The sequence below is a fragment of the Sphingobium sp. FW305-3-2-15-F-TSA7 genome, from assembly GCF_058787155.1.
In genome coordinates this window covers 1-25242 of the sequence record NZ_JBYSZM010000061.1, presented here as the reverse complement: position 1 = coordinate 25242, position 25242 = coordinate 1, and the positions used below count along the sequence as shown (strand labels likewise).

Genomic DNA, 25242 nt, shown 5'->3' with positions numbered 1-25242 from the left:
TCGCTACGCTCAACCACCCTCTCCCCCTAAAGAGGGAGAGGGAGCAGGCTCACCTCTGCTCCGCAATCCACCGCTCCACCTTCGCATCGAGAACACTCATCGGCACCTGCCCCTGCGCCAGGATCAGGTCGTGAAACCGCCGAATATCGAACCGGTCGCCCAGCGCCTTTTCGGCCCGCGCCCGCAGCTCGACGATCTTGAGTTCGCCGACCTTGTACGCCACCGCCCCGCCCGGTGCGCCGATATAGCGGACGAGCTCGGTATCGATGTTGATGTCGGCGAGCGCGCTGTTCTCGGTGAAGCAGGCGCGCGCCTGCGCGTAGCTCCAGCCCAGCACATGGATGCCGGTATCGACCACCATCCGGCAGGCGCGCCACATCTCGGTCGAAAGGCTGCCGAACTTTTCATAGGCGTCGCGATAGACGCCCATTTCGTGCCCCAGCCTTTCGGCATAGAGCGCCCAGCCTTCGCGATAGGCCAGCATGTCGCGCTGACGGCGAAAGGCGGGCAGTTCGTCATGCTCGCTGGTCAGCGCGAAATGGGTGTGATGGCCCGGGGCCGCCTCGTGAAGCGTCAGCGCCGGCAGCTCATAGAGCGGGCGCTGGTCGAGGTGCGAGGTGTTGACGATGAAGCGACCAGGAAAGCCGCGCCCGAAATCGCCGCCGCCATAGCGTGCGGTGGTATAGCCTTCCTCCAGGTCGCGCGGCACCGGCTCGACGACGAAGGGCTGGCGCGGCAGCACGCCGAACCAGCGCGGCAGCAGCCCGTCGATCCGCTTGGCGACGGCGCTGGCCTTTTCGAGAAGCTGCTCCCGATTGGTGGCGTAGAAACGCGGATCGGTGCGCAGGAATTTCAACCAGTCGGCGAAACGCCCCTTGAAGCCGGTGCTGGCGATCACCGCGTCCATTTCGCCGCGGATACGCTTCACTTCGCTCAACCCCATTGCGTGGATCTGCTCGGCGGTAAGATCGGTGGTGGTGTAGTAGCGCAGCAGGTAATCATAATAGGCGCGCCCCTGCGGAATCGAGGCGATGCCGATTTCAGGCCTCGCCTTGGCGCGATAGGGACCATCGATGAAAGCGAGCATCGCGTTCTGCGCCGGCCGGACCTGTGCGGTCAGCACCGCCAATGCTTCCGCTTCCAACGCATGCCGGGCTGCTTCCGGGATGGTCGTGGGCAGCGCCCTGATCGGATCGAGCAACCCGTCTTCCGCCGCCGGCCGCGCGATCTGGTTGCGCAAAACGGTGACGGCAACGTCGACGACCTGGACGGGCTGGGTCCAGCCGGTGGAAATACCCCGCTCCAGATTGGCCCGCTGCTCCACGAAATAGGCGGGAATCCCGCGCAGCTGTGCGATCCAGTCGCGCGCTTCGGTTTCGTTGTGCAGCACCGTGCCGCGCGCGGCATGATGGGGCGTATTGTAGAAGCCTTCATGCGCGACGAAGGCGAAGCGGCGTTCGTCGAAATCCAGGCCCTGGATGCGCCAGTCGAGCACCGCGCGCAGATAGTCGCGATTGATCCTGTCCTCTTCGCCGAGCGTCGTAGCGGACACTGTCGCAAGATCGCTACGGATCTTCGCGAGCCCTGCCTTGCGCTCCGCCATTTGCGCCGGCGTTTCCCGCGGCCAGCCCGCTTTGGCGCGCGACGGATCGGATCGGCCGGCTTCCATCGGATAGGCATCGGTGAACCGCTCATAATCGGCGATCACCGTGGGCAATGCGCGCGGAGCCCCCTGCCCCGCAGACGCCGCGACCGGCATAGCCATGAGCAGCGGCAACGCCAGCAGCCACGATTTTCCGAATACTCCGATCTGCACGACGCCTCCCCGTTCGACATGTCCAATCATCACCATTATTACGTGAATATGCAAATAAATCGACCCGATTGCGGCGAAATGATCGAGGCCCTACAGCAGTGACCATGGATACTGAGAGCATGGACGCGTTCCGGTCGAGCAATCCCGGCACCTCGGCTTTCAAGGTGGAGCGTTACCCCTTTTACCTGCTCAATCGGCTGGTCAGCCGGTACAACGGCATCATCGAAGCACGGCTGCGCGCGATCGCGCTCGATATCCCGTCATGGCGCGTGCTGATGATCCTGGGCGAGCGCAGCCCACGCGGTACGCGTGAAATTGCAGAGGCGGCCGTGATCAACCTGTCCACGATGACGCGCATCATCCAGCGCATGACCGCGGCGGGCCTGGTCTCGGCGACCGCCAGCGCGGAGGATGCGCGCGTCACGCTCGTCACGCTGACGAAGGATGGCCGTGACAAGCTGCGCGAAGCCCGGCGCGTCTCGGCGCCGGTCTATGAGCATCTCGTCACTGGCCTGGCGCCCGAAGAATTCGAGCTGATGATCGGCCTGCTCAACCGGATGCACGACAATCTGGAGCCGTTGGCGCGGGGTTGATCAGTGCTTGGCCCGGTCGTCATTGCGAGCGGAGCGACGCAATCCAGGGATGCATCAACCGCTGGATTGCTTCGTCGTTACACTCCTCGCAATGACGGCGAGGACTGTTGCTCAACTCGACAGATAGGCCAGCGACATCACCAGCTTCGGCATCAGCGACGCAGCGGCATGCATCCGCACGGGTGTCGGCGCGCGCGGCACGACAGAAAGCGCACCCAGATCGTTGGTCGCGATCGCGGTCGCCATCTCGCGCCCGATCGCGCTGTTGATCGATATCCCGCGTCCGTTGCACGCCTGAATGGCATAGGCGCTGTCGCCCAGATCGTAGATCTCCGGCAGGAACGAGGTGTTGATCCACGCCGTCCCTTCCCAGAGATAGTCGATCTCGGGTGCCGGCAACGCGTCGAAATGACTGGCCAGGCGCCGCCGCGCTTCCCGCTGGAACGCATCCTGACCGCGTATCAGCAGGGAGATCGGGAACGCCGAGATGAGCTGGCCGAGCCCGTCATAGCGTGCCGTGAACACATAGGGGTTCTTGTCGGTGAAGCTGCCGCCCTGGGGCAGCACATGCGCGCGCTGTTCTTCTGTCAGTGGCGCGGTCGCGAATTCGACGACCTGAAGCGGCAGGGTCGTGCGTCGCAACGCCGGATGCAGCGCCGCATTGCCGCCATTGGCCGCGAGCACCAGCCGACGCGCGGCAACCGCTCCTCCCGGCGTTTCGGCGCGCCAGACGCCGTTCGCGCGGGTCAGCGAGCCGACGGGACTGTCGACGAAGATCGCCGCCCCCGCTTTCAGCGCGGCATGCGCGAGGCCACGGGCATAGGCCAATGGATTGAGCGACCCGCCCGCGCCGAAGCGCAGCGCGCCGCGATAACGGTGCGACCCCAGCCTTTGCCGCGTGTTCTCCGCATCGACGAACGACACGTCGAAGCCCCGCGACTGCCATTGCGCGGCATAGCCACGCTGGGTTTCGACCAGCGTATCGGTATGTGCGGGACACCAGAAACCGTCCTGGCGGGCGTCGCAATCGATGTGGTGGCGCTCGATCAGGTCGAAGCAGATTTGCGCCGAACCACCGAGAAAGCGGGTCAGCCGTTCGCCCGCCTGCCGGCCGATCGCCTTGCCGATCGTTTCCGGGCTGTGCCGGATATAGTCGGGCGCGACCAGGCCGCCGCTTTGTCCGGTAGCACCGCTGCCGATCTGTCCGGCCTCGATCACGACGACGTCCAGCCCGGACTCCGCCAGATGCAGTGCGGTCGAAAGGCCGGCAATGCCGCCGCCAATGACCAGAATATCGGTCTCCAAAGGTCCGCCCAGGCGGTCCAGCATCGGCCCGGGTCGCGCGGTCGCATGCCATACGGCGGACGCGGACGGCCCGTTGCCGCGTTGCGGCTCTATCGGCTGATGGCGCATCATGCCCCGGCCGGTCGCCGGCTCTGGAGGGTAAGGGAGGACATCGCGAGAGTGGCGGTTTGCGCCCTCGCGAGGTCCGGCTTTCTCGGCAATTGCATGACTGAACTTTCCTGATCGCCCGTCCGGGGCGGTTTTTCGTGAATGCTATGCGGGTGCGGTTGCCGCCGCGCCGTCTCGAGCGGTGCGGCGCGCGATGGCGACGAAGATCAGCACGATGACGAGCGCGACCGGCGTGTTCATGATCATCGGCAGCGACATCTCGTTATTGCCGACGATCGTCACCGCGATGAAGATCGCCGTCCCCTCCTGGCGCATCAGATGCTCGATCCCGATCGCGATATTCTCGCGGCGCGTGAAACCGGCGAAGCGGACGATCGTCATCACCACGCCGACCATGACCACGTTGAGCGCCACGGTGATCCAGAACAGCGCCCCCAGATTCTGCCGCAGCACGGGGATCTGATCGACCAGGATGAAGCCGAACGAGGTGAACAGCACGATCGTCGCGGCATTCTTCAGATGCGGCTTGATCCAGAGCGCAAAGGCCGGGCGCAGCGCCCGGATGATGAAACCGGTGCCTGCGGGCAGGACGGTGATCGAGAAGATGTCCCAGAAAAACGACGCCAGCGGCACGTTCACGTCCGCCGCCAGCCCCATGAAATGGAGCAGTGCGAAATGGGCGTAGAACGGCACGACGAAGATGTAGATCATGCTCAGCAGCAGGGTCATCGACATCGACAGCGCCAGATCGCCCTTCGCCATGTCGGTGAACAGGTTTGAGAGCATGCCGCCCGGCGTGGTCGCGAGCAGGACGAAGCCGACCGCGAGCGCCGGCGTCGGTGCAACCGTCAGCGCCATGCTGAGACCGATCAGTGGCGGCACGATCAGCATCGAGCAGACGCCGAAGATGAGCGCGCGCTTGTTGCGGAACACCTGGCGGAAATCGTCGACGGTCAGCGACAGGCCCATCGAAGCCATCACGCAGACGAGCGATCCCGGCAACAGCCAGTTACCCATCAGCGCCATCAGGTCGGAATATTGCATTATGGCGTGTCCTTCCCGGCCGCGTCAGGCGGTTTCGATCGTCAGATCGCAGGCGCCGTTGCGCCGGATGGTACGGAAATCGGCCTGGGCCTTGGCCAGATCCTCGTCGAGGATCCGCGCGCAGACATTCGCCTGGATCCAGCCAAAGGGCATCAGCAGCCGTCCGCCAGGCCCATAGAACAGGCCGATATCGTAGAAATCGCCGGGTGGCAGGCCCTTGGTGCTGCCCGCCGCCAGATATGCGAGCACGATATCGCCTTGATCGGGAAAGGCCGTCGCATTTTCATGCGGGACCGCCGGGCGCGGCATGTCGTCCGCCAATATGCCCGAAGGGATCGGCACCGAGATCTCCGGACCGGTCCACATCGCATGCATCGCCTCGAAGCGCGTGCGGCGCTCGGCAAGATCCCAAAGGAATCCGCATGAAACCGGCGCCTTGTCGTCGAGCAGCAGGCAGCGGGCCGACAATCCCGATCGGGGCTCGGTAAATCGAATGTGCCGCATCTAGAGCCCCTTCCCCTTTTCGCCCGACACGCCGGACAGATATTCTTCCTTCTGCAGCGCGATCGGCACATTGCCGTTCTGCCACAGATAATCATGGAAATGCCTGAGATCGAAATCCTTGCCCTTGCGGATCTTCGCTTCGGCCAGGAAATCGAGCGTCTGCATCTTGCCGATCTGATAGCTGATCGCCTGGCCCGGTGAGGCCGCGAAGAAGACAGCTTCCTCCTCGGCGGTGGCGCGATCCATCGGCACCGTCCGCTCCAGATAGTCGGCGGCCTGCGCGATGGTGAACAGGCCCAGGGCCAGCTTGACGTCGACCTCGACGCGCAAGGCGCGCAGTCGCGCGAAATTGTAGATGATCTCGCGCGTACGCGGCGCATCGGCGAACAGCCCGGCCTGCAGCATCATCTCCTCGGCATAGAAGCCGGTGCCTTCGTTCGCGGCGCTGTCGTAATAATGGCGGCGCAGCGCGTTGGGATGCTTCCATGACAGGCTGAGCTGGAAGAAATGCCCGGGCACGCCTTCATGCACGATGATCGGACGCGGATCGCGCGTGATCGACAGGTTGAAATAGCCGAGCTTGGGCGAGGGATCGGGCAGATAGACGGTCGCGTCCTGCCCCACGCGCGCGATGCTCGTCAGGTCGAAGGTCCGGCCGAGCCAGCCGATCGGCGCGAGATAGGCGGGGAAAGGCTGCGCCTTGTAATGACCGACCCAGGCGGGAACGGTCAGCAGCCGGTTGTCCGTCAGATATTTGCGGACCTTGAGCTCGTCGGCATTCAGCTTCTGGGTCACGGCACCGATCGAGGCGCCGATCGGCAGTTCGGGCAGGCCGCGATTGCGGTTGCGCTCAAGCTCCTCGAACATCACCGAGCGCGCCCATTCCTGCCGTCCCATGATCAGCAGGTCGTCGGGCGAATAGGGATAGAGCGCGACGTTGCGGAGGAAGAAGCTGTAGCTGTCCCGCCCGATCGCGGTGCCGCCGGGAAGCCCGGCGCGTTTGGATTTCAGATATGTGCCAAAGCCGTCGAAAGCGGCGATCGCGCCGGCAAGCGCCGCCTGCATCCGCCGCTGCTGCGCGGGGGTGGCGAAGGGCTGGAGCCCCGCGGCCATGCCGCGCAGGCTGGTCGGCACATCGGCGATCTGGTGCAGCGCCACGTCGACGAACGGGCCGCGCATGTCGGTCAGATTGGCCTGCCCCGCCTGAAGCGTCGCCGGAACGCGCTCGAGCAAGCGGATCACGTCCTCGATCCGCGCGCTTTCGACGGGCGGCGGCGGCAGCAATGTCTCGAAGATCGGATTGAGCGCCTGTGCGACATAGAAATGCGGCTGATGCCGCCACGCCGCGACATGATCGAGTTCCCAGCGCACCCGCGCCAGAGCCGATCCGACAAGGCGATAATCGACACGCTCGCTCACGCTGCGAGGCGTGTCCGACAGCGCCTTCAATCGGCTTTCGAACTGGGTGAGCCTGTCCTTTTGCGCCTTGACCGCATCCGCCGACCAGTCGGGCGTCCAGCCCTTTGGCCGGACGATCCGTGGAATATCGTCGCTCGTCGCCGGCTGTGTCGTTGCGCGCCACGTCCAGAACTCCGCGCCCAGATCCTGCACGGACTCCGCATGGGCGGCGGGCGCGGCCAGCAATGCGCCGAAGCCGAGCAGCAGGGAAAACAGGCGCCGCGACATGGTGATTACTGCCCCGGCTTCAGGTTGCGGTCGAAAAACTCGATCATCTTCTTGAAGGCGAAACGTGCCTGCGGAAGATTGTCGCTCGCCCAGGCGTGATTGGCGCCCGGCAGCGTCACCAGCTCGAACATCTGCTCATTGGCGATCAGCTTTTCGGTCAGTGCGACCGTGTCCGAATAGAGCACCACGGGATCGCGGGTGCCGTGGATGATCATCAGCGGATCCTTGATGCCCCTGCTCTGGTAAAGCGCCGATTGGGCTTCGTAGCGGCCGGGCATGTCTGGGCCGTCGGGCGGGCCCATAATCCACATTTGCGACGGATAGGCGTGCCAGACATTGGTCGCGGGCGCGCCGGCGATGCCGGCCGCATAGACGCCGGGCTTCTTCGCCAGCGACATGATCGTCATCAGCCCGCCATAGCTCGATCCCCAGATACCGACGCGCTTCGGGTCGACATAGTTCTTGGCGACGAGATAGCGCACGCCGCTCTCGAGATCGTTGATGTCGGTCTCGCCATAGCTGTGCAACTGACCCTGATTGTGCGCGCGCCCTTGCCCCCAGCTTCCGCGGACATTGACGTTGAGCACGATATAGCCCTGCGCGACAAAATACTGGTCGAGCCCCCAGGTGGGATGCGCGCGCCGTCCGCCCCATTGGTTGCGCACCGCATCCGAATAGACCGAGCCGACGATCAGCGGATAGCGTTTCGACGGATCGTAATTGGCGGGCAGGCTCAGCCGCCCGACCAGATTGGTGCCGTCGACATGGCTCGGAAACTCGACATAGCCGATATTGGCCCAGGTCTGGCGGTAGAATTCGGGCTGGGGCGACTTGGTCGCCTGTACCGCGCTGCCGGGCTTGGAAAGGTCGGTCACCACCAGTTCGGGCGGTGTCGTGTCGTTGGTGAACAGGCTCGCGGCATGCCGGAAATCGGGTGAGAAAACCGGTTCGTACGTCCCCGGCGTCGCCGCGCTGACCCGCTGGATGGCGCCGCCCTTGGCCGGCACGCGATAGATCTGGCGTTCGGGCAGATAGGATTGGTTGGCGAGGAAATAGAGCTGGCCATGCGCCGCGTCGACGTTGAACGACGCGATTTCCCAATTGCCGCTGGTCAGCTGGCGCGGCTTCGCCTGGGCTGTCTGCTGGTGGTAGAGATGCAGCCAGCCGTCGCGATCGGTGAGGATGATCAGCCCGTCGTCACCCGGCGCCCATTCGACCTGCCAGTCGGGCCGCAGATGCTTGTCCTCGCGGAGCTGGTAGAATGTCTCGCGCTTGGCCGTCGCCACGTCATAGACGTAGATCGTATGTTCCTTGGCCTCCATGTCGGAGCCGTTGACAAACAGCCTTTTGCCGTCGGCGGACAGGCCGTAATTCCAGATATGGTGCTTGGCGTCGGGGCGTTCGTAGAAGCGCGTCGCCGCAGTCGCGGCATCGACCACGCCGATCGTCGCCCGCGTCGTCTCGTCGCCCGGAAAGGCGCGCGCGACGCGATTATTCTGGAGATCGCCCTTTGCGTAATAATAGATGTCGCGCTCCGGCATCAGCCGGTCGTCGGCTTGCTGGAATGCGATCGCGCGGCCGTCCTTCGACCATTGATAATCCTGGACATAGACTTTGGGATCGTCGTCGCCCGCCAGTCGCCGTGCCAGCCTGTCCCCAGTGGTGGCGGTGTCGCGCGTCCACAATATCCCGCCGAGCGTCACGCGGTTGCGCGTATCGACCGGATTGCCGGAAATAAAGGCGAGTTGCTTGCCGTCGGGCGATACCGTCAGGCGGCGAACCGCCTGTTTGTCGGTTTCGACGGCTTCGGCCTTGCCGTCGGCGCCGAGGATGTTGAGCCTGCCGTTCAGCACATAGGCGATACGATCCTTGCCCAGGAACACCGCCTGCGAGATACCCCGCTGTTCGGCCTCGGGCTTGGCATCACGCCCCTGGAAGGTCAGCCGGGTCTTCTTGCCGGTCTTGACCGAATAGACCCAGATATCGCGGAAGCTGTAGCCTTCGTCGTTCCAGAGAAAGAGCACGCGGCTGCCGTCCGCCGACCAGGCATAGCCCTCCGGCGTGGTGCCGATCAGGCTCTTGAGTTGATAGAGCTGGTCGATCGAGAGGCGGGTGCCCGCGACCGCCGCCGTCCCCTGCGCCGGAGCGTGGGATTGCACCTGCGCATGCGCGGCGGTGCTGCCGAGCGCGAGCAGGAAGGCGGCGGCAATGCCGCGGTCGAGAAAGCGATATGTCTTCATGGCACCCAGCACCCTCAAACGCGAACGGCAGCGGCGCGATGATGCCGCCGCTGCCGTCCGGTTTCCACTCAGAACGTCGCCTTGAAGCCGACCGAGAAACGGCGACCGATCGCGTCGAAGGTCTCGCGCTCGAACAGCTGGTAGGGCGGGTTCTTGTCGAGCAGATTGTCGATCGTGCCGAACAGCGTGACCTTGTCGGTCACGTTCACGAAAGCGCTGAGATCGAAATAATGCACGTCGCCCGTCTCGGGCACGGCAAGCAGCGGCATCGCCGCGCCCGACGCGATCGCCGCGGCGATGCGGCCATCCTTGGTCGACCCAATGAAGCGGTGGCGCAATGACACCTGTACCGGATCGATATCCCAGGTCACGCGCTGCGTCAGGCGCCATTTGGGGTTGGCGCTGCCGCAGCTTCCGCCGCCGATGAAGCCGGCGCAATCGACCGACGGCACCACCGGGCTGCTCTTGGTCGTGTTCTCCAGAAGATAGGTACCGGCCAGGAAATAGCCGAACGATCCCAGGCTACCGGTCTCGAAGCGGTAATCGAGACGGAAATCGATGCCCGAAGACGAGATGTTGGCGATATTGGCGTTGAGCAACGACACATCGTAAAGCTGACCGTCGGGCGTGCGATGGTTGAGCGGCGCGCAGAACGGGTTGCTCAGCGACAGGTTGCCGCGACATGCCGTGATCGTCGGCTGGAGGCCGCCACCGAACACCGCGATCGCGTCCTTGATCTTGATATTGTAATAATCGACCGAGATCTGGAGATTGGGCACGAATTCCGGCCGGAAGACCGCCCCGACCGACCAGGTGTCGGAGGTTTCCTCCTGGAGATCGGGGTTGCCGCCCGTGATCGCGCGGATCTGGGTATTTTCCTGCTGGAACACGTCGATCACCGCCGCCGGCACGCCGAGCTGGAGACAGAAGGAACGCTCCGCCGCCGTACGTGACGAGGTCGCGTTGCAGAAATCGGTCGCTTGCGGCGCGGTGTTGGTCGCGCCCGAGAACAATTCGATCACGTTCGGCGCGCGCACGGCCCGCTGATAAAGGCCGCGGAACTTGAGGCCCGGGATCGGCGAATATTCACCGCCGAGCTTGTACGACACCACCGAGCCGGCCGAGGAATAGTCGGAGAAGCGGACGCCGCCTTCGAATGCGAGCATGTGGATGCCCGGTATGTCGGCCAGGATCGGCACGAACAGCTCGCCATAGGCTTCCTTGACGTCATATTGACCGCCAGTGGGCTGGATGCCCGCCGAGCGCGACAGTGCCTTGCCCTGGACGTAGAGCTGGTCCGGATTGAACTGCGAGCTTTCCTTGCGATATTCGGCGCCGACCGCGATGCCGACATCGCCGGCGGGCAGCGAGAAGAGCGAACCGGCGATGCTGGCACCCACCTGCTTCTGGCTCACCTCAGTGATGTTGGTGAGGTCGGTATAGATATAGTTGATCATCTCCTTGGTCAGCGAATTGGCGCCGAAGGGGTTGATCACCACGCATTTGGGGTCGCCATTGGCGCATTGCATCGGATTGGCCGGATTGACTCGGAACGCCGCCGCGAAATTGTCGATCAGCACGCCGCCGCCCTGGACGTCGGTGAGCTTGTTCTCGCCCTGATTGTAGAAGACTTCCCATTTCAGCCGATCGGTCAGGTCGCCCTTCAGGCCGACGACGAAGCGCCAGAAATCGCGCGTCTGATCGCTGGTGCGCGATCCGCCCTCGAGCAGGCGGCGATTGATGTTGAGCGGCACCAGATTGTCGTTGTCGGTGTCCAGATTGGTGCGCAGGAATTCGCGCAGCGAGGGCGCCAGATAGGGATTGCGCAGGTCGAGCTGGAAATTCGGGATGAAGCCCGAGCTGCTCATCGGCACCGCACCGAGCGTCGAGTTGATCTTGTTGCGGACATAGGCGCCTTCCCAGAAGGCGGTGATGCCGTCGGTCAGATCGTAATGACCGATCACCGACGCCTGCCAACGCTTCATCGGCATCTGCAAATTGGTGTAGGGCCGGTCGTTGAAGCCGTCGCTGGTGCGATAGGCGCGCCAGCCTTCGGGCGCGAAGAAGATGCCAGCGGTGCCGATCGTGTTGCCGAACTGATCCTTCTTGCCAACCAATGACGGCGTGAAGATCGTGCCCTGCGGGGTCACGCCGTTGCCGCCGGGGACGAGCACGCCCACGCCGTTCTGCACCGCATCGACCAGGAAGCGGCTCGCATGTTTGCGCGCCGAGCCCTGCACCTGGGCACGGTCATAATAGCTGCCGTAAAAGACGATATTGCCGCGGCCGCCGTCGAAATTGCCGCCGACGGTCAGGTCGAAATTATAGCGTTCCGCATCGCCGCGCTGGCTGACGCCGGCCTGGCCGGCAAGCTCCATCCCCTCGAAATCGTCCTTCATGACGAAGTTGACGACACCGGCCATCGCGTCCGAGCCGTAAACCGCCGAGGCGCCGCCGGTGACGACCTCGACCCGGCTGATCAATGCGGGCGGGATCATGTTGATGTCGACCACGCCGTCCTGCGTGGAGCCGACGATGCGGCGGCCATTCTGCAGCACCAGCGTACGCACGGTGCCCAGGTTGCGCAGATTGACGGTCGCGGTGCCGTTGCCCGAGTTGGACTGGCCGCCGGAGCCGGCAACCGCCTGCGGCAGCGAGTTCAGGATCTGCTCGGTCTCGCTCGTCGCCGAAAGCTTGATCTCTTCGGCGGACACGACGTTGACGGGGCTGTTGGAGTCGACGTCCGGGCGCGGAATGCGCGAACCGGTGATGACGATCGCTTCGCCTTCTTCGGCGGGGGCTGCGTCCTGCGCCAGCGCGCTGCCCGTTGCCAGCACCGCGATCAGCATGGCGGATCCGCTCTTCAACGCCGTGCGCGCGGCCGAAATCTGCGTCGTTCTCATCATTGTCGTCTCCCCGATTGTGACCGGCGTTTCGCACGTCCCTCGTGCTGATGATCCGCCGGCGGCCACCCATTATTGGTGAACAAGCGCGTGATTTTGAGCATAGTTGAAACAGGGGGTCAAGCGCGGCTCGTGGAAAAATGTGAAAAATGACATTTTCCCGGGGCATTTCCGGATCGCGCCCGAATGCCCCGGACACGACGCGTTTTCGCCGTGATGCGGATTCGCTCGAATCGCAAGACCCTGGCGTCGAATTCTGCCGGGAAACCCTGAGCGGGATCGCGGTCGCGAAAATCGTTTCCTCCCGCAATATCATGCCGCCGGCGTCGGCGATCGAACGGCCCCCTTCCCTGCTTGACCACCGCACGGATATCGCACAAAATAATCAAAATCACGCGTTAATGGTTGCAGTTGGCGTGCTGCGCAGTGGCTTGCGCTACGGGGAGGAACGGCGAAAATGCGAAAGAGAACCAGGCTGGTTGCAGCGGCACTGATGCTGGCCAGCGCGATGTTTGCGCCGGCAGCACTATCCCCCATTTTTGCGCAGCCGACGGCTCCGGCCCCGGTCGGACCGCCCGACGGCAAGGGCAGTTACGACCAACTCGTCTCGCTGTTTGCCGAATTCAATGGCTGGAAGGATCCCAAGCCTGTCGATGGCGTGGTCGATTACAGTCCCGCCATCGTCGAGCAGCGCCGCGAAACGCTCCGCGCCTTGCAGGCACGCCTGCCCGATTTCGCGGTGGCGCGCTGGGATCGTCACCAGCAGGTCGATTATCTCGCGGTCCGCGCGCAGTTCGACCAGCAGGATTTCATCCTCAACGTCACCAAGCCCTGGGCACGCGATCCCGGCATGTATGTCGACGAGCTTCAGCGCCTTGCCTATGTCGACCTGCCGGTGAAGGCGGGCGATCTGCCCGCCTATCGGGCGCGGCTGAAGGGCATCCCCGCTTATCTTGCCCAGGCCAGGGTCAATCTCGATTCCGTCGCGGCCGACTATGCCGATCTCGCCATCCACAGCCTGTCGAACGGCGACGGTGTCGGCCATGGCATGCCCTATCGCGCGGTCGAACCCGCCGGGCTGGTCGGCTGGTTCGCCGATCTGCGCACCCGCGCCGAAAAACAGCAGCCGGCATTGGTCGCCGACATCAAGGCGGCGGAACGCGCGATCGCCGGCTATCGTGACTGGCTGATCGCCAACCGCTCGAAGATGACGGCGCATGCCGGCGTCGGCAAACCGGCCTATGACTGGTTCCTCGCCAATGTCCGGCTGATGCCTTATAGCTCCGATCAGATCGTCGAGCTGGCGCAGCGCGAGCTGGAGCGGCACTGGGCCTTCTACACCACCGAGCGGCACCGCAATCGCAACCTGCCCGAGCTCGAACTCCCCAAGTCGGGCGCTGAATATGAGGCGCAACTTGCCGGCACCGATGCCAAGATCCGCAAATGGCTGGTCGACGAGCAGATCATCACCGTGCCCGACTATATGCCGAAGACCTATCAGGCGATGGGCTTCAACGCGCCATGGATCGTGCGGCCGACCGGGCCGATGTTCTGGGAACAGGTGCAGTTCCGCGACGCATCGCCCGACCATCTCCATGCCACCTTCCCCGGCCATCGTTTCGACGGGCTGGCGGGCGAGCGCGTCCAGCACCCGATCCGTCGCCATATCCGCGACAGCGGCCGCACCGAGGGTTGGGGCTTCTATATGGAGGAAACCGCGCTCCAGCTCGGCCTGTTCGACGATCGCCCGCGCACGCGCGAGCTGATCTACATTTTCGGCCTGTTCCGCGCCGCGCGCACGATGGGCGACGTAAAGATGCAGCGCAACGAGATGACCGTCGACCAGGCGATGACCTTCTGGAAGACATGGACGCCCTATCTCGACGACGATGTCGCGCGCACCGATGCCGGCATCTATATCCGCCGCCCGCCGGGCTATGGCATGACCTATACGATCGGGATGATGCAGCTCCAGAAACTGATGGTCGACCGCAAGCGCCAGCTCGGCGACCGTTTCTCGATCCGCGACTATCACGACTATCTGATGAACACCGGGCGTCTGCCGGTATCGCTGCTACGCTACGACCTCACGGGTTATGATGACGAGGTGAAGTCGTTCTGGGCGCATGTGCCGTTGTCTGCGCTGAAGCGGTAGGCACCCTTCCAATTGTCATCCCCGCGTTCGCGGGGATGACATCACGGTGTTTCAGCCCAGCTCTATGAGGCGGTAGTCGCACCTCACCGCATCGTGCGAACCTCGTCGTCCCTGCCCGTCATCTCCCAGCGGATCAGGGAGATCGGAATCGATCCCGCGGCGCGGAACTGGTCGTGGAACGCCTTGATGTCGAATGCCTCGCCCAATTGCATCGCGCGTTCGGCGAGCAATTTCTCCAGCTCGACCTTGCCCATATAATAGCCGATGCCATAGCCCGGCTGGCGCAGATACAGCTCGATATCGAATTGCGCCACCGCATCGCCGGGCTTCATCCATTTGGGCGTGCGCGCGATCAGCGAGGCATTGGCTTCCGCCCAGGTCCATTCATTGGCCTGCATCTTCAGTTCGGGCAGGATGCGCGCGGCACGCTTGGCGCCCAATATATAGTCGATCTCGCGCGTCTTCGGGCGGTCGGCGAGCAGGCCCGCCTGCAGGATCATCTCCTCCAGATAGAAGGCCCAGCCTTCGCTGCGAATGCCGTTGACGAAGAACAGCCGCCCGCCCCCGCGGATCGGACGGGTGTCGCGCGCATATTGCAGCTGGTCGAACGCGTGCCCGGGCAGATTGTGCGCGCGCAACGGGCGGCCGTCGCGAAACTCGGCCTGGAAGAAGAAATGCAGGTTGAGCGGCGGATCGAACAGACCGGGTTTGCCGGGATCGCGCTCGAAGGGGAAGACATAGGGGCCTTCCTCCGGATCATGCTTCACATAATCCGGGATCGTCATCCAGTCGCCGTCGCGCAGGAAGCGCAGCAGGTCGTTATCCTCCTCCATCCGCTTGGCGTCGAACTGGGCGCGGGTGGCGACCGGCTCGGTCATCCCGATCTTCCGGTTGCGATGCTCCTCGATCTTCAGGAACGCCACCTGCCGCTGATATTCGCGTTCGCCGATCTCGGCGATCTGCGTGGAATTATAGGGAAACAGCAGGACGTTGCGCAGATACCAGTCGTAATCCTCACGGCCGACCCCAGCATAAGCGGGCAGTTTCGACTCGATGCCCTGCAACCAGCTGCGGAATTCCGCGGCGGCGGCCTGGGCGCGCCGCGCGGGGGCGACCAGTTCGGGATTGCTCTTCGCCGCATCCAGGGCAAGCTGACCATAGACGTTGATCTCGACCTGCTTCTGCACGATCGCCAGCCTCGCCAGGTCGCCGCGCGCATCGGTCAAATTGGTGCGCGCCTGGGCAAGTGCTGCGGGAACCGCATCCAGCCGCGCCGCAAGCGCCGCCGCCTTGTCCTTTGCCAGGGGGAGTTTGGGAATGCCGATCGCGCCATGCATTTTCGGGCCGAAACCGAGATTGGTCGTGCTGTAGAATGCCGGATCGCGTTTCCATGGCTGGATCACGCGATGCTGGAAATCCATGCCGCGCATCTCCGCGAGCACGAGCATATAATCGACGCGCTGCGCGATCGGCCACTTGCTGTCGTCGATCGCCTTCAACCGCGCCATGAAGCGCTGCAGCTCGCGATATTGAGCCGCCATTGCTGGCGCGCCATAATCGGGCACGCCGTCCTTCATCTTCGGCGACACAAAGGCGCGGAACTCGGCGTTGAGCGCGACAAGCGCGTCATGGCCTGACGGTGCCGCCTGCCCGGCCTGTGCCGGCGCCGTGACTGTCGCCGTCATCAACGGCGCGGCCAGCAGTGCCGCCGCAAGGCGCATCGTCTTCGTCATCCCGTTCCTCCCGATCCGGACGCGCGCCCTGCCGGATCGGACCGGCAGCGGCGCGTCGCCCGCCATTATTCCTTAACTCATGTGATAATGGTTATATATGGACGCGGGAATGCGCAAGCGAGGATGCGATCAGAGTGCGTTGAAGAACTTACCCAGCCGCTCCATCGCCTCGACGATCCGCGCCTCGGATTCCGAACCGAAACAGATGCGCAGATGCCCCTCGCCCGACGGACCGTAAAAGCTGCCGGCTTCGGTGACGACATGCGCTTCGTTGAGGATCGCCATCGCCAGTTCCTGCGAACTGCGTCCGGTGCCGGTGATGTCCGGAAAGGCATAGATCGTCCCTTCGGGCTCGCGGCAGGTGACGCCCGGCATCTGGTTCAGCGCCTGGACGACGATATCGCGCTTGCGCCGATCGGCATCGACCATCGCCTGCATCGCATCCTGCGGGCCCGTCACGGCGGCCAGCGCGCCTTCCTGGACGAAGACGTTGACATGCGTCACGTCAGTCATCGCGATGCGCAGGATCGCCGGCATCAGCTTTGCGTCGGCGGTCAGATAGCCGACGCGCCAGCCATCCATCGAATAGGCCTTGGTGAAGGCGAAGCAGGTGATCGTCCGCTCGCGCATGCCCGGCAGGCTGGCGATGCTGATATGTTCGGCGCGGCCATAGGTGATATACTCATAGACCTCGTCGGACAGGACGAGCAGGTCGTGCTCGATCGCCAGATCGGCGACATGCTGCAACTCTTCGCGCGTATAGACCCGGCCGGTCGGATTGGCGGGATTGATCAGCACGATCATCCGCGTCTTCGGCGTGATCTTCGCCGCGATCGCTTCGCGCGAGATCGCGAAATCATTGGCGGCATCGAGTTGCGCCACGACCACCCGGCCGCCGGCAAGTTCGGTCTTGCCGATATGCTGGGGATAATAGGGATCGAGCAGGATCACTTCGTCACCCGGATCGATCGCCGCCATGAACGCCGCGAACGACGCATGGGTCAGGCCGTTGGTGACCAGCACTTCGTCGACGCCATAGTCGAGCCTGTTGAAATCGCGCAGCTTGCCGACCAGCGCCTCGCGAAAGCGCAACGTGCCCCGGAAATCGCCATAATGGACGATGCCCGCATCGAGCGCGGCCTTCGCGGCTTCCTTGATATGGCGTGGCGTATCAGCATGCGGACGGCCGAATTCGAGATGGATCAGGTCCACCCCTTGCGCGTCAAGCTTCGCCGCTTCGTCATACATGCCGAAGCTTTTCTTCGATCCGCCTCCAAGGCGTTGTGCCGGCCATTTCATCGTCGGTGCCCTTCTCCAGCCAAAATGCTTTAGGCTTGATATTTTAAGCTTGAAACTTTTTCAAGCGAGGATAGGATCGGCGTCATAGCTGATCATTCGAAGGTCGATATCATGAAGATCGCCTGTCTTGGTGGTGGCCCCGCCGGCCTCTATTTCGCGATTTCGATGAAGCTGCGCGATGCCAGCCATCAGGTCGACCTGTTCGAACGCAACCGGCCCGACGACACGTTCGGCTGGGGCGTCGTCTTCTCCGACCAGACCGTCGAGAATCTGATGGCGAACGATCCGGTCAGCGGCGCCACCATCCGCGACGAGTTCACCCATTGGGACGATATCGACGTCCATATCCATGGCGAGTGCATCCGCTCTTCGGGGCATGGCTTTATCGGCATCGGCCGCAAGCGGCTGCTGGCGATCCTTCAGGAACGTGCCCGCGAACTCGGCGTCAATCTGCATTTCCAGCACGAGGCGAGCCCCGATCTCGCCGACTGGGCCGATTACGATCTCGTCATCGCCGCCGACGGTGCCAATAGCCGTATCCGCAACGCCTATGCCGAGCATTTCGACGTCGACATTCAGGTCCGCCGCAACAAATTCTTCTGGTTTGGCACGCACAAGACCTTCGACGCCTTCACCTTCGCGTTCGAAAAGGTCGAGGCCGGCTGGATCTGGGCGCATGCCTATCGTTTCGACGACAATCTCTCGACTTTCATCGTCGAGATGGATCCCGATGTCTGGGCGGCGCTTGGCTTCGACAGGATGGACCAGCCCGAAGCGATCGCGGTGTGCGAAAACATCTTCGCCAGATATCTCGACGGCAATGCGCTGATGTCCAACGCCACGCACCTGCCCGGGCCGCAGGCATGGCTCAATTTCCGGCGGATCATCACCAATCGCTGGTCGTACGACAAGATCATCCTGCTCGGCGACGCCGCGCATACCGCGCATTTCTCGATCGGGTCGGGCACCAAGCTGGCGCTTGAGGATGCGATCAAGCTCGCCGAAGTGCTCAACCGCCCCGGCCTCGCCCGCGCCGAGGCGCTCGCGGAATATCAGGACGAGCGCAATATCGAAGTGCTCAAGCTTCAGAACAGCGCGCGCAACTCGACCGAATGGTTCGAGACGCTCGACCGCTATCTGCCGTTCGAGCCGATCCAGTTCGCTTATTCGCTGCTCACCCGCTCGCAGCGCGTCAGCCACGAAAATCTCCGGCTGCGCGACAAGCAATGGCTGGAGGGCGTCGAGCGCTGGTTCCAGGTCCAGGCGGGCGGTACGCTGCAGAACGAAGCCGTACCGCCGATGTTCGCGCCCTATCGGCTGCGCGAAATGACGCTTGCCAACCGTATCGTCGTCTCGCCGATGGCGATGTATTCGGCGGTCGAGGGTACGCCCAATGACTTCCATCTCGTCCATTATGGCAGCCGCGCTCAAGGCGGCGCGGGGCTCGTCTATACCGAGATGACCTGCGTCTCGCCCGAGGGGCGGATCACCCCCGCCTGCCCCGGCATGTATACGCCGGAGCATGTCGCGGCGTGGAAGCGTGTGGTCGATTTCGTCCATGCCAACAGCGCGGCGAAATTCTGCCTCCAGCTCGGCCATTCGGGATCCAAGGGATCCACCAAGATCGGCTGGGAGGGTTATGACGTTCCGCTCGACAGCGGCAACTGGCCGCTGCTCGCCGCGTCCGACGTGCCGTGGAGCCCGGACAATCAGGCGCCGACCCCGATGACGCGCGCCGATATGGACATGGTCCGCGACCAGTTCGTCGCGTCGACCCGGATGGCGCTGGACGCGGGCTTCGACATGGTCGAGCTCCACTGCGCGCACGGCTATCTGCTCTCCAGCTTCATCACGCCGCTGCAGAACACCCGCACCGACGACTATGGCGGCAGCCTGGAGAACCGGCTGCGCTATCCGCTCGAGGTGTTCCGCGCGATGCGTGCCGCCTGGCCGGCGGATCGGCCGATGTCGGTCCGTATCTCCGCAAACGACTGGATGGGCGACGAGGGCGTGACGCCCGACGAAGCGGTCGAGATCGCACGCGCTTTCGACGAGGCGGGCGCCGACCTGATCGACGTTTCGGCGGGCCAAACCTGGGCGACGTGCAAACCCGTTTATGGCCGGATGTTCCAGACGCCCTTTGCCGACCAGGTCCGCAACGAGGCGCGCGTATCGACGATGGCGGTGGGCAATATCTTCGAAACCGACCATGCCAATTCGATCCTCGCCGCCGGCCGCGCCGATCTGGTCGCGCTCGGCCGTCCGCACCTGATCGATCCGATGTGGACGTTGCGCGCGGCGGCGGCACACGAATATCGTGGCGTCCATGTGCCGCCGGGCTATCTGGGTGGCATGAGCCAGCTCTCCCGCAACCTGAAGCGCGCGGCGGAGCAGGAAGCGATGCTGAAGGGCTGAGGATGAAACTGGCGGGCAGACATGCGGTCGTAACCGGCGGCGGATCGGGGATCGGCGCGGCGATCGCGCGCGTATTGGCGGCGGAGGGCGCGGCGCTGACGCTGATCGGCCGCCGGCGGGATGCGCTGGAGCGTGTCGCAGCCTCGCTGCCCGGTGCCGCGATCGCCCCCGCCGACATCACCAGCCGCGCCGATATCGATGCCGCCTTCGCGGCGGCGCGGGCGGCGCACGGCCCGATCTCGATCCTCGTCAACAATGCCGGCGCTGCGCCCAGCGCGCCCTTCGCCAAGGTGACGGCAGAGGGATGGCGCAATGCGATGGCGATCAATCTCGATGCGCTGTTCGATTGTTGCCAGTCGGCGCTGCCCGATCTGCTGGCGGCCGAGGCCGGCCGCATCGTCACCATCGCCTCGACCGCGGGGCTCAAGGGCTATGCCTATACCGCGCCCTATGTCGCGTCGAAGCATGGCGCGATCGGACTGATGCGCGCGCTTGCGGTCGAACTGGCAAAGACCGGCATCACCGCCAATGCGGTCTGCCCCGGCTTCACCGAAACCGACATCGTCGCCGATGCCATCGCCAATATCCGCGCCAAGACCGGTCGTAGCGACGAGGATGCACGCGCCGAGCTCGCCAAATTCAATCCGCAGAAACGGCTGATCGCCCCCGAAGAGGTGGCGAGCGCCGTTCTCTGGCTCTGCCTGCCCGAGAACCGCTCGATCACTGGCCAGGCGATCGCCGTCGCCGGCGGAGAAGTGATGTGAGCGAAGTCCGGGCCATCCGCGAAAAGCATGACGGCGCACTCGCCGATCGCACCAGCGTGCGGCTGTGGCTGCGATTGCTGAGCTGTACCACGGTGATGGAGAAACGGATCCGGCGCCGTTTCGCCGACGGCTATGATGCCACCCTGCCCCGCTTCGATGTGCTCGCGGCGCTCGATCGCGCGCCCGACGGCATGACGATGGGCGCACTGTCCCGCGCTTTGCTCGTCTCCAGCGGCAACGTCACCGGCGTCGTCCAGGCGCTGCTGCGCGACGGCTATGTCGCGATGACCACGTCACCGACCGATGGCCGCGCCTCGATCGTCCGGCTGACCGTCGAAGGGCAGGATCATTTCGTCGGATTGTCCGAAGCGCATCACGAATGGGTCGATGCGATGCTGGCCGGCATGTCGCGCGCCGACCGCGAAGCGCTTTACGAACTTCTGGGCGCGCTCAAGCTGTCGCTCGCCGCCGATACCGGAGAGGAGAAACCATGAATCCCGAGAGTTTGGCGCCCACCCATTTCGGCTGGAGCTTCGAGGGCGGCGTCGCGACGGTGACGCTCAACCGTCCCGAGCGCAAGAATCCGCTGACCTTCGAAAGCTATGCCGAGCTGCGCGATACCTTCCGTGACCTCGTCTATGTGCCCGAGGTCAAGGCTGTCGTCTTCGCCGGCGCGGGCGGCAATTTCAGCTCGGGCGGCGACGTTCATGAGATCATCGGCCCGTTGACCGAAATGGCGATGCCCGAACTGCTCGCTTTCACCCGCATGACGGGCGATCTGGTCAAGGCGATGCGCAACTGCCCGCAGCCGATCGTCGCGGCACTGGACGGCATTTGCGTCGGCGCCGGTGCGATCATCGCCATGGCATCGGACATAAGGATCGCGACGCCCGCGACCAAGACCGCGTTCCTCTTCACCCGTGTCGGCCTGGCGGGCTGCGACATGGGCGCTTGCGCGATCCTGCCGCGCATCATCGGCCAGGGCCGCGCATCCGAGCTGCTCTATACCGGGCGGATGATGTCCGCGGAGGAAGGCGAGCGCTGGGGGTTCCACAACCGTCTGGTCGCATCCGAGGATGTGCTGGCGACAGCACAGGATCTGGCCCGGTCGCTCGCCGCCGGCCCGACTTTCGCGCACGGCATCACCAAGACCCAGCTCAATACCGAATGGGCGGTCAGCCTGGAAACCGCGATCGAGATGGAGGCGCAGGCCCAGGCGATCTGCATGGCGACCAAGGATTTCCGCCGCGCATTCGATGCCTTCGCCGCGAAGCGCACGCCGGAATTCGAGGGCAACTGATGGCCGACCGCAGCTTTCTCGACTGGCCGTTTTTCGACGAGAGCCATCGCGCGCTCGCCGATGGGCTGGAGCAATGGTGTGGCGAGCATCTGTCGCATCATCATGACGAAACCGACATTGACGGCGAATGCCGCAATTTGGTGCGTAAGCTCGGCGAAGCCGGCTGGCTGCGCTATTGCGTGCCCGCGGCCTTTGGCGGCGTCCATGACCAGCTCGACGTCCGTTCGCTTGCGCTGATCCGCGAAACCTTGGCGCGCCATTCGGGGCTCGCCGATTTCGCCTTTGCGATGCAGGGGCTGGGATCGGGCACGATCACCCTGCTCGGCACCGAAGCGCAGAAACAGGCCTATCTGCCCGCCGTCGCCCGTGGCGAGAAGATCGCGGCCTTCGCGCTGACCGAGCCGGCCTCGGGATCCGACGTCGCGTCGATGGAAACGACCGCGGAGATCGACGGCGACGGCTATCGCGTCAACGGCGCCAAGACCTATATTTCGAACGGCGGCATCGCCGATTATTATGTGCTGTTCGCCCGCACCGGCGAAGCGCCGGGCGCACGCGGCATCTCGGCATTGCTGGTCGATGCCGACAATCCGGGGCTTGCGATCGCCGATCGTATCCAGGTGATCGCGCCGCACCCGCTGGCGACGCTCGAGTTCACCGATATGCGCCTGCCCGCCGACGCACTGCTCGGCGAATCCGGCCGTGGTTTCGCTGCCGCGATGGCGACGCTCGACATCTTCCGCACCACCGTCGGCGCGGCGGCACTCGGCTTCGCCCGCCGCGCGCTCGACGAGGCGACCGCACGTGTCCGCGTGCGCCGGCTTGGCGCGGGCACGCTCGCCGACAATCCGATCACCCAGTCCAAGCTGGCGGAGATGGTGCTCGACGTCGAAACCTCGGCCTTGCTCATCTATCGCGCGGCCTGGCTGCGCGACGTGAAGGGACAGCGCAACACGCGCGAGGCCGCGCTCGCCAAGCTTCACGCCACCGACAGCGCACAAAGCGTGATCGACAAGGCCGTGCAGATGTTCGGCGGGCTCGGCGTCACCGTCGGCGTACCCGTCGAAAGCCTGTATCGCGAAGTCCGGGCGCTGCGCATCTACGAAGGCGCTTCGGAAGTGCAGAAAGTGGTGATCGCCCGCCAGCATCTGGCCGACAGCGCGGCGTAAGCCATGTTCAGCGTCACCTATCCCTTGCGTTTCGCGCACTGCGACCCGGCCGGCATCGCTTATTATCCGCGCTATTTCGAGCTGTGCGATGCCGCGATCGAGGACTGGACGGCGGCGGTGCTCGGCGTCAGCCGGCGCGAAATGCATATGGATATGGGGCTGGGTCTGCCGACCGCCGATCTGAAGGCGAGCTTCACTGTTCCCAGCCGGCTCGGCGACCTGCTCGACATCTCGGTCGCGGTCGAACGTGTCGGACGCAGTTCGGTCGATCTGGCACTCGATATCCTGTGCGCCGGCGAACCGCGCTTCACCGTCCGCTATACCCAGGTTCTCATCACCATGGCCGAGGGCCGTTCCACGCCCTGGCCTCAAGACATGCTCCAGCGGCTCGAAAACGCCGCCAAAAAGGAAATCGCATGACCGTACATCGCTCGCTTCTTCCCCCCGGCTGGACGCGTCCCAAGGGCTATGCCAACGGCATCTCCGCTCAGGGCCGCATGGTTTTCACCGCCGGCGTCGTCGGCTGGGACAGCGAAGAACGTTTCGTCGCCAAGGACATTGCAGGCCAGTTCCGCCAGATCCTGGTCAACACGCTGGCGATCCTTGCCGAGGATGGCGCCGGGCCCGAACATATCGCGCGCATGACCTGGTACGTCACCAGCCGCGACGATTATGTCGCAAGCCTCGCAGAGATCGGCGCCGCCTATCGCGAACTGGTCGGCCGCAACTATCCCGCCATGGCGGTGGTCGAGGTCGCCGCACTGGTCGAACCCGATGCCCGCATCGAAATCGAGACCATCGCGGTCGTGCCAGGCTAGATCCGTCACGACAACAGAATCCGTTCGTGTCGAGCGAAGTCGAGACACGCAGCACTGAACCCGACGTCCCTCGACTTCGCTCGGGACAAACGGAAAAAGGCTCCGGGGCACGAGACCCGGACGTTTGAAGGAAAATCGCGTGGAAAAATTCGACTGGGCCGATCCCTTCCTGCTCGACGATCAGCTCGAGGATGACGAGCGGATGATCCGCGACACCGCCCGCGCCTATGCCGAGGATCGGCTGGCGCCGCGCATCATCGATGCGTTCGCCAACGAGACCACCGATCCCGCGATCTTCCGCGAGATGGGTGAACTCGGCCTGCTCGGCCCGACCATTTCGGCCGATTATGGCGGTGTCGGCGCATCCTATGTCGCTTATGGCCTGATCGCGCGTGAGATCGAGCGGATCGATTCCGGCTATCGCTCGATGATGAGCGTCCAGTCGAGCCTGGTCATGTATCCGATCTACGCCTTCGGATCGGAGGAACAGAAGCGCCGCTATCTGCCCAGGCTCGCCAGCGGTGAATGGATCGGCTGTTTCGGCCTGACCGAGCCCGATGCCGGTTCCGATCCTGGCGGCATGCGCACCCGCGCGACCAAGACCGAGGGCGGCTATCTGCTCAACGGCGCCAAGACCTGGATCTCCAATTCGCCGATCGCCGATGTCTTCGTGGTCTGGGCCAAGTCCGACGCGCATGGCGGCGGCATCCGCGGCTTCGTGCTCGAAAAGGGCACGCCCGGCCTGTCGGCACCCAAGATCGAAGGCAAGCTGTCGCTGCGCGCCTCGATCACTGGCATGGTCGTGCTCGAGGATGTCGAAGTGCCTGAAAGCGCGCTGCTGCCCGAGGTTCAGGGGCTCAAGGGGCCGTTCTCCTGCCTCAACCGCGCACGCTACGGCATTTCATGGGGCGCGCTCGGCGCTGCCGAATTCTGTTTCCATGCCGCGCGCCAATATGGCCTCGATCGTCACCAGTTCGGCCGGCCGCTCGCGGCGACGCAGCTTTTCCAGAAGAAGCTGGCCGACATGGAGACCGACATCGCGCTCGGCCTGCAGGCGAGCCTGCGCGTCGGCCGGTTGATGGACGCCGGCCGCTTCGCGCCGGAGATGGTCTCGATCGTCAAGCGCAACAATGTCGGCAAAGCCCTCGATATCGCCCGCCAGGCCCGCGACATGCATGGTGGCAACGGCATTTCGGGTGAATATCAGGTGATGCGCCACGCGATGAACCTGGAAACCGTCAACACCTATGAAGGCGCGCACGACGTCCATGCGCTGATCCTCGGACGCGCGATCACGGGAATTGCGGCTTTCTAGGCCCTCTTTGTCATTCCCGCGAACGCGGGAATCCAGGGGATGTCGATCATAGCGCTCTACGCCACTGGATTCCCG

The 25242-nt window shown here is 64.1% G+C and carries 20 protein-coding genes; 11 read left to right on the top strand and 9 right to left on the bottom strand.

All coding sequences use genetic code 11. The features are described from left to right. Window positions 1-49 precede the first annotated feature (49 nt). Window positions 50-1816, bottom strand: coding sequence for a DUF885 domain-containing protein (locus AC3WN8_RS29395; RefSeq protein WP_492673082.1), 1767 nt, complete (start codon window positions 1814-1816; stop codon window positions 50-52). Between the two features lie 104 nt (window positions 1817-1920). Between AC3WN8_RS29395 and AC3WN8_RS29390 the strand changes: the two genes are divergently transcribed. Further along, a complete protein-coding gene (locus tag AC3WN8_RS29390; RefSeq protein WP_492673081.1) occupies window positions 1921-2409 on the top strand; it encodes a MarR family winged helix-turn-helix transcriptional regulator in 489 nt (162 codons plus the stop codon). Window positions 2410-2520: 111 nt separating this feature from the next. Here AC3WN8_RS29390 and AC3WN8_RS29385 read toward each other — a convergent pair whose 3' ends face one another. The 6 genes from AC3WN8_RS29385 to AC3WN8_RS29360 all read right to left on the bottom strand — a co-directional run bounded on the left by AC3WN8_RS29385 (window position 2521) and on the right by AC3WN8_RS29360 (window position 12202). Then, window positions 2521-3738, bottom strand: a complete 1218-nt coding sequence (locus tag AC3WN8_RS29385; protein WP_492673080.1) for an NAD(P)/FAD-dependent oxidoreductase — start codon at window positions 3736-3738, stop codon at window positions 2521-2523. A gap of 228 nt (window positions 3739-3966) precedes the next feature. Beyond that, window positions 3967-4866: a bile acid:sodium symporter family protein gene (locus AC3WN8_RS29380; RefSeq protein WP_492673079.1), complete on the bottom strand. Its 900-nt coding sequence runs from the start codon at window positions 4864-4866 to the stop codon at window positions 3967-3969. 24 nt (window positions 4867-4890) lie between these two features. Next, window positions 4891-5370 carry a DUF3830 family protein gene (locus tag AC3WN8_RS29375; RefSeq protein WP_492673078.1) on the bottom strand — a complete coding sequence of 160 codons (480 nt, stop codon included), beginning with the start codon at window positions 5368-5370 and terminating at the stop codon, window positions 4891-4893. Continuing rightward, entirely contained in the window at window positions 5371-7056 is a 1686-nt protein-coding gene (locus tag AC3WN8_RS29370) for a DUF885 family protein (RefSeq protein ID WP_492673077.1), read from the bottom strand. 5 nt (window positions 7057-7061) lie between these two features. After that, the gene (locus tag AC3WN8_RS29365) at window positions 7062-9296 is read right to left on the bottom strand and encodes a prolyl oligopeptidase family serine peptidase (protein ID WP_492673076.1); all 2235 of its coding nucleotides are present in this window, start codon (window positions 9294-9296) and stop codon (window positions 7062-7064) included. A gap of 68 nt (window positions 9297-9364) precedes the next feature. Further along, window positions 9365-12202 carry a TonB-dependent receptor plug domain-containing protein gene (locus AC3WN8_RS29360; protein ID WP_492673075.1) on the bottom strand — a complete coding sequence of 946 codons (2838 nt, stop codon included), beginning with the start codon at window positions 12200-12202 and terminating at the stop codon, window positions 9365-9367. A gap of 146 nt (window positions 12203-12348) precedes the next feature. On the opposite strand from AC3WN8_RS29360, the gene AC3WN8_RS29355 reads away from it, so the two are divergent. Together AC3WN8_RS29355 and AC3WN8_RS29350 are read left to right on the top strand one after the other, a co-directional pair. Beyond that, window positions 12349-12693 carry a hypothetical protein gene (locus AC3WN8_RS29355; protein WP_492673074.1) on the top strand — a complete coding sequence of 115 codons (345 nt, stop codon included), beginning with the start codon at window positions 12349-12351 and terminating at the stop codon, window positions 12691-12693. Beyond that, a complete protein-coding gene (locus AC3WN8_RS29350) occupies window positions 12657-14354 on the top strand; it encodes a DUF885 family protein (protein ID WP_492673073.1) in 1698 nt (565 codons plus the stop codon). The genes AC3WN8_RS29355 and AC3WN8_RS29350 overlap by 37 nt, the downstream gene beginning before the upstream one ends. Window positions 14355-14437: 83 nt before the next feature. On the opposite strand, the gene AC3WN8_RS29345 is transcribed toward AC3WN8_RS29350, so the two are convergent. Together AC3WN8_RS29345 and AC3WN8_RS29340 are read right to left on the bottom strand one after the other, a co-directional pair. Further along, window positions 14438-16087 carry a DUF885 family protein gene (locus AC3WN8_RS29345; protein WP_492673072.1) on the bottom strand — a complete coding sequence of 550 codons (1650 nt, stop codon included), beginning with the start codon at window positions 16085-16087 and terminating at the stop codon, window positions 14438-14440. Window positions 16088-16216: 129 nt separating this feature from the next. Beyond that, window positions 16217-17386 (bottom strand): pyridoxal phosphate-dependent aminotransferase, encoded by a 1170-nt coding sequence (locus tag AC3WN8_RS29340; protein ID WP_492673071.1) that lies wholly within the window; start codon window positions 17384-17386, stop codon window positions 16217-16219. 111 nt (window positions 17387-17497) lie between these two features. Between AC3WN8_RS29340 and AC3WN8_RS29335 the strand changes: the two genes are divergently transcribed. The 8 genes from AC3WN8_RS29335 (at window position 17498) to AC3WN8_RS29300 (ending at window position 25167) form a co-directional block, all read left to right on the top strand. Continuing rightward, complete coding sequence (locus AC3WN8_RS29335; RefSeq protein ID WP_492673070.1) at window positions 17498-19801, top strand: bifunctional salicylyl-CoA 5-hydroxylase/oxidoreductase; 2304 nt, start codon at window positions 17498-17500, stop codon at window positions 19799-19801. Window positions 19802-19803: 2 nt separating this feature from the next. Then, window positions 19804-20565, top strand: coding sequence for an SDR family NAD(P)-dependent oxidoreductase (locus AC3WN8_RS29330; protein WP_492673069.1), 762 nt, complete (start codon window positions 19804-19806; stop codon window positions 20563-20565). After that, window positions 20562-21059, top strand: coding sequence for a MarR family winged helix-turn-helix transcriptional regulator (locus AC3WN8_RS29325; protein ID WP_492673068.1), 498 nt, complete (start codon window positions 20562-20564; stop codon window positions 21057-21059). The genes AC3WN8_RS29330 and AC3WN8_RS29325 overlap by 4 nt, the downstream gene beginning before the upstream one ends. Then, complete coding sequence (locus AC3WN8_RS29320) at window positions 21056-21865, top strand: enoyl-CoA hydratase family protein (RefSeq protein WP_492673067.1); 810 nt, start codon at window positions 21056-21058, stop codon at window positions 21863-21865. Before AC3WN8_RS29325 ends, AC3WN8_RS29320 begins: the two co-directional genes overlap by 4 nt. Further along, the gene (locus AC3WN8_RS29315) at window positions 21865-23034 is read left to right on the top strand and encodes an acyl-CoA dehydrogenase family protein (RefSeq protein WP_492673066.1); all 1170 of its coding nucleotides are present in this window, start codon (window positions 21865-21867) and stop codon (window positions 23032-23034) included. The genes AC3WN8_RS29320 and AC3WN8_RS29315 overlap by 1 nt, the downstream gene beginning before the upstream one ends. A 3-nt stretch (window positions 23035-23037) precedes the next feature. Further along, on the top strand, window positions 23038-23454 hold the full coding sequence (locus AC3WN8_RS29310; RefSeq protein WP_492673065.1) for an acyl-CoA thioesterase: 417 nt from the start codon (window positions 23038-23040) through the stop codon (window positions 23452-23454). After that, entirely contained in the window at window positions 23451-23852 is a 402-nt protein-coding gene (locus AC3WN8_RS29305) for a RidA family protein (protein ID WP_492673064.1), read from the top strand. The genes AC3WN8_RS29310 and AC3WN8_RS29305 overlap by 4 nt, the downstream gene beginning before the upstream one ends. Window positions 23853-23991: 139 nt before the next feature. Next, complete coding sequence (locus AC3WN8_RS29300; RefSeq protein ID WP_492673063.1) at window positions 23992-25167, top strand: acyl-CoA dehydrogenase; 1176 nt, start codon at window positions 23992-23994, stop codon at window positions 25165-25167. Window positions 25168-25242 lie beyond the last annotated feature (75 nt).